Genomic DNA, 8,598 nt, shown 5'->3' on the forward strand with positions numbered 1-8,598 from the left:
TTCCAGATTTACGGCCGATGTTTCCAGTTTACGGCTGATATTCCAGATTTACGGCCGATATTTCCAATTTACGGCTGATATTCCAGATTTACGGCCGATATTCCAGATTTACGGCTGATGTTTTCGCGTTTCGGATGATGTTCCAGATTTCCATCCGATGGTTTTGAACAAAAAAAAGAAGCCGACGTACTGCAAGTGTCCAGCTTGCAGTCGTCGGCTTCTTTTTTGTCCTAGTAATACATGAGTAAGCCCATGTACTAATTAGTTTACAAATTTCTTGAGTAAAGTACAACATTTTAGCCAAAGTTTCATTTTTCAGACACATTTCATTCACTTTTATATCATTTCACTTGTTTTATTGCTCATGAATGAATTTAATTCCATTCCATCCTTTAATCTGCTGTGTTTTGTAGGAATATGTAGTCTAATATTATTGAGAGGATAAGAATATCATAAAAAGACCTCAACTTGTGAGGTTTTAGTTTAAGAAACAATATTATAATTGTCTTTAATGACTTTGTAAGGAACAAGTATTAAAGGGTTTTCCGATGGTGTAAATAATTCGATGTTTTCTTGTTCTGGATATGGAGCAAACCATTTCAACCCGAATCTTTTGATAATCTTCCCCCTGATTCCTTTTTTGATGATACCTTCCTTCTCTTTATATCTCACTATTCCATCTTGTTTTCTGAACTCAAATGGATTTTTAAAGTTGTTGGATAATACCCAACCCCAGACAGTTTTCTCATTAAAATAAACGACATCCTCGGTTATCTCAATTTCAATTGATAAATTCTTCAACCATATACCCCCTTCACACTCCAATGCTTTAAAAAGGATTAAAATTGAGCCCACTTCAATTAGTTTTTCATTTTAATCTTCCAGTGAAATATACTATATATTTCCATATGCAACAATTAAACCCTTTTAAATTACTATATTTAAGAAAAGACTACAATCTAGTGTTCATGCTCCTAGCCAGAAAAAAAGACCAGCAAACCATTTCTAGTTGCTAGCCTTAGTAGTTATTCTAATCCACTCTTCAATTCATCAGTAGAGTTTTCCCAGAATTCTGGTTTAAATTCCTTCAAGAAGTCACGTAATAAATGTCTTGATTTTTCATCCATTTGTTCTACGATAACATGTCCTTTTAGAGATTTTTCCATATGCTTCACATGCTCGGCCATGGACTTGTAGGCAATTTTATTTGGACGGTCAACTCGAATTTCACATCCAGTGACACCTGAATAGTATGGGCCATTTTCATTACGAGCCACGTTAACCCAAACGATCCAATATAGTAAGCCATTTGGAACCTTTGATTTATCGCCTTGCCATTTCACTCGTCGTTCTACATCACTTCGGGCATGCATGGCACCCATATCGACATAGGCTTTATTTTCATTAGGATCGACAATGACTGAGGACATATTTTCTAAGCTGATTGCTCCTACACCGTACCCACCATGTCCATCATTGGAGTCATCCTTTATAATCGTAAATTGATTCTTTTTTCCTTCGCTCATTGGTAAACCTCCTATACAAACTCAGATTACTAATCATTGTAGCATAGCAGACCTTCCAATTTCACGTTTTGAACCCTTAATGTATCATCCCTGCTAATTCATCAATTAAGTTCCATGCTTCAACCATTTCTTCATCACTATACTTCTGCTTTGGTTTTACAGTATGCACTTTCGCTTTTACCTCATCTTTTGGTAATTCTTTGAAGTATAACATAGTAGAAACAAGCTCTAAGAAACGCGAGCTTTTTCCTTGTAGGATTTCTATACATTCTGAGCAGCTTGGCATATTTACCGAAAACTGATTTAAAAATTGTGTTCCATCATTGGTTAATGAATAATGATATTGAAAATAATTGCTTTTAACTTCCTTTTCTTCAGCTATAAAACCTAGGTTACACAATTCTTCAATACGTAATGTTAATTCCTCGGAGTATGGTCCATAAAAATGAAATTGAAATTTCTCCTCAAACGGGATACCAAATGATTGTAAAATGTATACCATCTTTTGCAGTTTCTTTCTTCCAGTAACCTGCTTGGCTTCAGAAAAAAACTGCATTAACTTTGCATGATTATCAAGCATTTACGATTGCATCTCCTTGCCATAAAGTATTCTCTCGATTTCTTCTATGATTTTTTCGTCTTTGATTGTATATAAAAAGTCTTTAGGGAAATATAATTTATGATCTGTTCGTTTCTTACCAGAAATGGATTCTACAATATCCGATTGTCTTGAGAGTTCTTTTAATGACCCATTCGGCATTAATAAGTGAATTGGAAGTCTCTCTTCTTCCTCACCCGGACGGTAAAAGTCATATGGCAAATCAGATGAGGAATCCACTACAAGATAGTATTCTGGATCTATCCCAGCTTCTCTAAATAGCTCCATTAGTCTTAACAAGTCACTTATCTGTTTATTAGGATTAAACTCCACATACTTAAATAACCGTCGATTCATGAATCGCTCACATAGGTCACGTAAAATCTTATCCTCTTCCTCCTGCCATAGCTGGAAGTAATAATGAACAATGGATTCATCTAATTTTAAGTATTCCTTTAAGGACACCTTTCCTAAGAAAAAGGACAGAAAATGTGTCGGTTGTAATTTGAAATTATAGTCTGATTCATATAAGTGCTTTGCACGGTGAAGTATTTTCGTTAAAATAACCTCCGCACTTCTTGTTACAGGGTGGAAATATACTTGCCAGTACATTTGATAACGGCTCATAATATAATCCTCAACAGCATGCATACCAGAGGATTTTATAACTACCTGGTCCTCAATCGGACGCATCACACGCAAAATCCGTTCCATGTCAAAATGTCCATAGCTTACCCCTGTAAAATAAGCATCTCGTTGTAAGTAATCCATACGATCCGCATCAATTTGACTGGAGATTAGACTGATAACAAGCTTATTGGAATGTGTTTTTGCAATAACATCTGCTACTTCTTGAGCAAATCCTGGGCTGACGCGTTCTAATACCTTATTTACTACCGTATCTCCCATAATAATGGCTTGCGTATAAAATTCATGATCAAGCTTAAATACTTTTTCAAAGGAATGAGAAAATGGACCATGACCTAAATCGTGGAGTAATGCAGCACACATGCAGAGTAGGCGATCTTCGTTATTCCAATGGGGTCTACCTTGAAAATTATTGATAATTCGACGAACGATTTCATAAACCCCTAAGGAGTGATTAAACCTGCTATGTTCAGCCCCATGGAATGTAATATTTGTCGTTCCAAGTTGTTTAATTCTACGGAGGCGTTGGAATTCCGGTGTTGCGATCAAATCCCATATCACACGGTCACGTACATGGACATACCGGTGAACAGGGTCCTTGAATACCTTTTCCTCATTCAGTTGTTCATCTTTATAGGCCATCCTATTTCAACTCGTTTCTACCAGGCTATTTTGTTATTATAATTATATAATAGAAAGTCAGACGAAAAAAGACATATTTCGGAACTAATGAAGGAGATCAACATGAAAAATTGGCAAGAAATCATACACCATACGACATTTAGGTACATTGATCATACAGAAGAAAAAACTTTTCATAATATGTCGAATACAGCTTTAGCTTCATTTGCTATTGATGATGCTTTGGCTACTTCTGTAAGCTCAGAAAATTCACCACCAGCTTTAAGATTATGGGTGCATCCAAAAACAATAGTGCTTGGGATTCCTGATGCGCGTCTTCCTTATATTGATGAGGGAGTTAAACTATTAGCAAACCAAGGATACCATGTCGTTGTTCGAAATTCTGGCGGACTAGCTGTTGCTCTTGATGAAGGAGTTCTTAATCTTTCCCTTGTCCTACCAGGGGTAAAACATTTGTCGATTCATGAATGCTACGAGGCTATGGTAAGTTTCGTTCAATACATGCTACAAGATGTGACACAGGAAATTGAGGCATATGAAATTGTCGAATCCTACTGTCCTGGAGATTATGATCTGAGTATTAATGGGAAAAAATTTGCTGGGATTTCCCAGCGCAGAGTACGGGATGGCGCGGCTATACAAATCTATTTAGATATTGAAGGAGATAGCCTTCAGCGCGCTTCCCTCATTCGAAACTTTTACGATACAAGCAAAAAAGGAGAAGAAACAAAATTCGACTATCCTAATGTTAATCCCGATGTAATGGGTTCCCTGTCGAATCTGACCGGAAAGCAGATAACAGTAAACGACATGAAACAACGTGTTTTGTCTGCTTTGCAGGAATTAAGTGATGTTGTCGAAATACCTTTTTCCGATAAGGAGCTTGATATATTTGAGAAGCGGTATGAACAGATGGTAAAGAGGAATGAAAAAGTAGCGGAATGGCAGAAGGAAGCTTAATGGATTTGCATTAAGCTTCCTTTTTTCATGGAGTAGACGCCCTCGCCTTCTATTTCCACAAGATCACCATGAATGAAGTAGAGACCCGTGTTTTCATCAATTCCATAATTATAGGCTGTTGGAATATCGTTAGTTATTCGTTCTAAATGTTCCTGCTCGTTCCATTGGGTAAAATGAACTGCAAGTAACGTGTCTGGAAGAAGTCCTAAACCTTTTCGTTTATTGTATCTCTCCGCCCCCGCATCACGTGCTGAAATAACACATATGTCAGGACTAATTAACGCACCAGCAGAAAAACCAGCCACCGAAAAGAAATAAGTGTTTATCCACCTACATCCATCCCCTTCTGATGATATTAATTATTTTAGATTGAAGATGTTATTTTTCCAGTATTTCCTGTATAAATACATGAAGGGTTTCTTCATTCATTTCTCCCATATAGGAATTTTCTATCGTTCCATCCGGATTTATGAAAAATGTTGTTGGTAAATACTGTATCTTATACAAGTCATTGATTGCCCCATCGTCTAAAAGAATAGGAAAATTAAATGACGGGTTTTCATCTAAATACTTTTGAATTGCCTCCTCCTTTTCTCGAAAGTTTATCGCTAAAACCTCCAATCCTTGGTCCTTATAAGTATCGTATGCATCTTGAATAAGTGGCATTTCATTTCGACATGGAAAACACCAACTTGCCCAAAAGTTTACTAAGACTGCTTTTCCCTTATAATCTTGTAAATTAACTTTCCCACCAGCTAATGTTGTAGAAGTGAAGTTTGGTGCCTCATCCAAGTCGCTACTTATATTCTGTTTTGGTGTATCAGCGATACTCTCGCCAATATTTTGTATGAATACAATCACTAGAACAATCAGTAGCAACGCTCCAATTAACGTAGGTATTTTTTTTAAAGTTTTTTTCCCCATTCTTAAAATTCCCCTATGCTAGTTATCATTGTGCATTTTTTCAAGCTCATGTTTCTCCAGTCCAGTAAGTTTAGCAACTCTTTCTTTAGTCATACCGTCTTTTAACATTTCAAGAGCGACTTTTCGTATTCCCTTTTCTATTCCTTTTTCTATTCCTCTCTCTTCATATGATATTGGAATTTCTAAAATCTTATCGGCATCCTCCAGTTGTTTAATCTCTTCCATAAGAAGTTTTTCCTCCTCTTCATCTAATTTTAAGTACCGCTCAAAAAATCCATAAATTAATCTTTGTTTAGCTGGTGATATTTCCATTTTGACTAACAATCTAAGAAATTCTTTTTTTACTTCAATACGTTCATTTTCACTATAGCCCATTTTACTTAATAAGGCTGCGGCAACAGGATTATCAGACTTAATATATTCACGCCAATTCATTTTTCTCAAATGTAACGTTAAAAAACTAAATGTCAATACATTTAGGAATGGAAAACCCATTTTATATTCTCTTTGTTCTAAAGTTTCATCGTATGTGTATACTGCGATAGGAATTATAGGCTTCATTTATTTATTTTATAGAAGACTATAATACAAATACATTCTTTCATGAAAGTTATTCTGTTTCGAACTTTGAGGCTCAATATGAATGATGACAAAAGTGTCCTGTTTCTTTATCTTCATTTCTAAAACAATATCCAATCTCCCAACTTCACCATTATGCAAATCTGTAAATACTTCTTCTGACCGGGGTTTAACAGATTGAAAGTCCACAAGTTCATATACTTCGGGGAAAAATACTTCTAGGAAATCTTCAGAAAAGTTGTGGATTAATTCTTTGAAGAGTTGGTCGTGGTGTGTGTAATGCTTTGTTTTTTCGCGTACTAAAGATAGTACTGACACTTTAACACATCCTTTGTAGTTTTACAGAGGAAATAACTAAGTAGATTATCTATTTTAACTATAGCAGATTCCTAAATACAGAACAAGCGTTCCATCTATTTTTATAATGAATTTTTTATATCAAAAAGCCTGCAACAGGTTTTCACCCATCACAAGCTTTTCATTTTTTATTATTTTACTGCCTGAGCAGCCGTAATCAATGCAAGATTATAAACATCCTCTGCACTACATCCACGTGATAAATCATTCACTGGTTTATTTAATCCTTGTAAGATTGGTCCAACCGCTTCAAATCCTCCTAAACGTTGTGCAATCTTATAGCCGATGTTACCTGCTTCAAGACTTGGGAAAACAAATACATTCGCATCCCCTTTGATTACAGCGTCTGGAGCTTTTTTCTCTGCGACACTTGGGACAAATGCTGCATCGAATTGGAATTCTCCATCAATTACAAGAGAAGGATCTTTTTCTTTTGCTAATTGCAATGCTTCAACAACTTTTTCTGTTTCTGGAGACTTTGCCGAACCTTTTGTTGAAAAACTTAGCATGGCAACCTTTGGATCAACACCAAATAGTTTTGCTGTCACCCCTGATTCCACAGCGATTTCTGCAAGTGTCTCGCTATCTGGAGCAATATTGATTGCACAGTCCGCGAATACATATTTCTCATAATCTCGTACCATGATAAATACACCAGACGTTTTCTTTACACCTGCTTTTGTTTTAATAATCTGTAGTGCAGGTCGAACGGTATCAGCAGTAGAATGTGCTGCCCCACTAACTAAACCATCTGCTTCATTCATATAAACAAGCATGGTGCCGAAATAATTTTCATCTAACAGTATTTTTCGTGCATCTTCTTCAGTTGCTTTTCCTTTTCGACGTTCAACAAATTGCTGTACCATCTCATCAAATTTCTCATAACTACTTGGCTCAAGTACCGTAATTCCACCCAGGTCGATATTTAATTCATCTGCTTTTTTCTGAACTTCTTCTTTATTTCCAACTATGATTGGTTTTAAGATACCTTCTTTTCCAAGTCTACTAGCTGATGTTAAAACACGCTCATCTAATCCTTCAGGAAATACAATCGATATATCTTTTCCGCTAACTTGTGCTTTTACTTCATCAAATAAATTGCTCATTTTCCTACCTCCACGGTTCATATATTCTTAATATGTAACAATTAAGATAAAAGTTGCATGTAACTTCGTCCAGAGTTTATAATAGTACAATTTTGGAACGATGTTAAAGAATAGGTCTTCCGTAGTTATGACAATATCGTGACAAACCTAGTTAAACATTGATATATTACATACTTTCCAGGCATTAACTAGGTACCTCTTCCATGATTCTGATTTCCAATTGTGATATAGTAAACATATGATTTAATAAAATTTAACTTGTTAAGGAGAGATACATATGGTAGAAGCTGTCGAAACAATGGATGGTTGGTATAGCCTACATGATTTCCGTACAATAGATTGGAGTTTCTTTAAAAACGCAACTCCAGAAGAACAAAAAGAAGCCGTTGCAAGTTTTGAAGCACTTGTTGAGAAATGGGAAGCCGTTGAAGAAGCAAAAAATGGCTCTCATGCCATGTATAAAATAGTGGGACAGAAAGCAGATTTAATGTTCATGTTCCTACGCCCTACTATGGAAGAATTAACTGAATTAGAAACGGAATTAAATAAATCCAAGTTTGCAGAATACTTAACACCTGCACATTCTTATGTTTCTGTTGTAGAACTTTCTAAGTATCGCCCTGCAAAGGATGGTATCGATCCTGAAACATTACCAGAAACACAAGCTCGCTTAAAACCAATCCTACCGAAATGGGAGCATGCATGCTTCTATCCTATGGACCGCCGTCGTGTTGGAGATGAAAACTGGTACACATTAGAAAAAGGTATACGTGGAAAAATGCTTTATGAGCACAGTAAAACTGGCCGTAAATATGCAGGAAAAGTAAAACAAATCATCACTGGTTCCATCGGTCTTGACGACTGGGAATGGGGCGTAACATTATTCGCTCACGAGCCATTACAATTCAAAAAAATCGTATACGAAATGCGTTTTGATGAAGTAAGCTCACGCTATGGCGAGTTCGGTGAATTCTTTGTAGGTAACCTTTTGAAAAAAGAAGAAATTGCTACATTGATGTCCGTATAACTTATAATTAGAAGACTTTCTGTTTCGACAGGAAGTCTTTTTTTATTGGGTAGAAAGGAATCCGATACAATGGTATTTCATACTGGGGTATGGCGGATGTTCCTGGGTTACGGCGGATACTTCTGGAATTTGGCGGATGTTCCTGGATTTTGGCTGATCCTTTCGGAATTCGGCGGATGTTCCTGGATTTCGGCGGATATTCCTGGATTTCGGCGGATACTTTCTAAATTT

The 8,598-nt window shown here is 36.3% G+C and carries 11 protein-coding genes; 2 read left to right on the forward strand and 9 right to left on the reverse strand.

What is annotated here, in order from left to right:
- Positions 1–483: 483 nt before the first annotated feature.
- The 4 genes from K332_RS22490 to K332_RS0112500 form a co-directional block, all read right to left on the reverse strand.
- Positions 484–801 carry a hypothetical protein gene (locus K332_RS22490; protein WP_036688878.1) on the reverse strand — a complete coding sequence of 106 codons (318 nt, stop codon included), beginning with the start codon at positions 799–801 and terminating at the stop codon, positions 484–486.
- A 224-nt stretch (positions 802–1,025) separates the two neighbouring features.
- Positions 1,026–1,526 carry a YwhD family protein gene (locus K332_RS0112490; protein ID WP_026907756.1) on the reverse strand — a complete coding sequence of 167 codons (501 nt, stop codon included), beginning with the start codon at positions 1,524–1,526 and terminating at the stop codon, positions 1,026–1,028.
- Between the two features lie 76 nt (positions 1,527–1,602).
- Positions 1,603–2,106, reverse strand: a complete 504-nt coding sequence (locus K332_RS0112495) for a YwgA family protein (protein ID WP_026907757.1) — start codon at positions 2,104–2,106, stop codon at positions 1,603–1,605.
- Positions 2,107–3,414, reverse strand: a complete 1,308-nt coding sequence (locus K332_RS0112500) for an HD domain-containing protein (protein WP_026907758.1) — start codon at positions 3,412–3,414, stop codon at positions 2,107–2,109.
- 102 nt (positions 3,415–3,516) lie between these two features.
- Between K332_RS0112500 and K332_RS0112505 the strand changes: the two genes are divergently transcribed.
- Positions 3,517–4,374, forward strand: coding sequence for a lipoate--protein ligase family protein (locus tag K332_RS0112505; protein ID WP_026907759.1), 858 nt, complete (start codon positions 3,517–3,519; stop codon positions 4,372–4,374).
- Here K332_RS0112505 and K332_RS22495 read toward each other — a convergent pair.
- The 5 genes from K332_RS22495 to pta all read right to left on the reverse strand — a co-directional run bounded on the left by K332_RS22495 (position 4,371) and on the right by pta (position 7,340).
- Positions 4,371–4,679, reverse strand: a complete 309-nt coding sequence (locus K332_RS22495) for a Type 1 glutamine amidotransferase-like domain-containing protein (RefSeq protein ID WP_051359451.1) — start codon at positions 4,677–4,679, stop codon at positions 4,371–4,373. The genes K332_RS0112505 and K332_RS22495 overlap by 4 nt on opposite strands.
- Before the next feature lie 73 nt (positions 4,680–4,752).
- Positions 4,753–5,298: a redoxin domain-containing protein gene (locus tag K332_RS22500; protein WP_051359452.1), complete on the reverse strand. Its 546-nt coding sequence runs from the start codon at positions 5,296–5,298 to the stop codon at positions 4,753–4,755.
- Between the two features lie 18 nt (positions 5,299–5,316).
- Positions 5,317–5,859: an RpnC/YadD family protein gene (locus K332_RS22505; protein ID WP_342665458.1), complete on the reverse strand. Its 543-nt coding sequence runs from the start codon at positions 5,857–5,859 to the stop codon at positions 5,317–5,319.
- A 9-nt stretch (positions 5,860–5,868) separates the two neighbouring features.
- On the reverse strand, positions 5,869–6,195 hold the full coding sequence (locus K332_RS24795; RefSeq protein ID WP_342665459.1) for an Rpn family recombination-promoting nuclease/putative transposase: 327 nt from the start codon (positions 6,193–6,195) through the stop codon (positions 5,869–5,871).
- 170 nt (positions 6,196–6,365) lie between these two features.
- A complete protein-coding gene (gene pta, locus K332_RS0112525) occupies positions 6,366–7,340 on the reverse strand; it encodes a phosphate acetyltransferase (RefSeq protein ID WP_026907760.1) in 975 nt (324 codons plus the stop codon).
- A 277-nt stretch (positions 7,341–7,617) separates the two neighbouring features.
- Here pta and hemQ point away from each other — a divergent pair, with 277 nt between their 5' ends.
- Positions 7,618–8,367, forward strand: a complete 750-nt coding sequence (gene hemQ, locus K332_RS0112530) for a hydrogen peroxide-dependent heme synthase (protein WP_026907761.1) — start codon at positions 7,618–7,620, stop codon at positions 8,365–8,367.
- Positions 8,368–8,598: the final 231 nt, after the last annotated feature.

The sequence above is a fragment of the Paucisalibacillus globulus DSM 18846 genome, from assembly GCF_000482485.1.
Taxonomy (GTDB): domain Bacteria; phylum Bacillota; class Bacilli; order Bacillales; family Amphibacillaceae; genus Ornithinibacillus; species Ornithinibacillus globulus.

Bases quoted from the DNA above. Each gene is read 5' to 3' on its own strand.
- K332_RS22505 (WP_342665458.1), bottom strand. From the start codon at position 5,859: ATGAAGCCTATAATTCCTATCGCAGTATACACATACGATGAAACTTTA.
- hemQ (WP_026907761.1), top strand. From the start codon at position 7,618: ATGGTAGAAGCTGTCGAAACAATGGATGGTTGGTATAGCCTACATGAT.
- K332_RS0112490 (WP_026907756.1), bottom strand. From the start codon at position 1,526: ATGAGCGAAGGAAAAAAGAATCAATTTACGATTATAAAGGATGACTCC.
- K332_RS22500 (WP_051359452.1), bottom strand. From the start codon at position 5,298: ATGGGGAAAAAAACTTTAAAAAAAATACCTACGTTAATTGGAGCGTTG.
- K332_RS0112495 (WP_026907757.1), bottom strand. From the start codon at position 2,106: ATGCTTGATAATCATGCAAAGTTAATGCAGTTTTTTTCTGAAGCCAAG.
- pta (WP_026907760.1), bottom strand. From the start codon at position 7,340: ATGAGCAATTTATTTGATGAAGTAAAAGCACAAGTTAGCGGAAAAGAT.
- K332_RS0112505 (WP_026907759.1), top strand. From the start codon at position 3,517: ATGAAAAATTGGCAAGAAATCATACACCATACGACATTTAGGTACATT.
- K332_RS0112500 (WP_026907758.1), bottom strand. From the start codon at position 3,414: ATGGCCTATAAAGATGAACAACTGAATGAGGAAAAGGTATTCAAGGAC.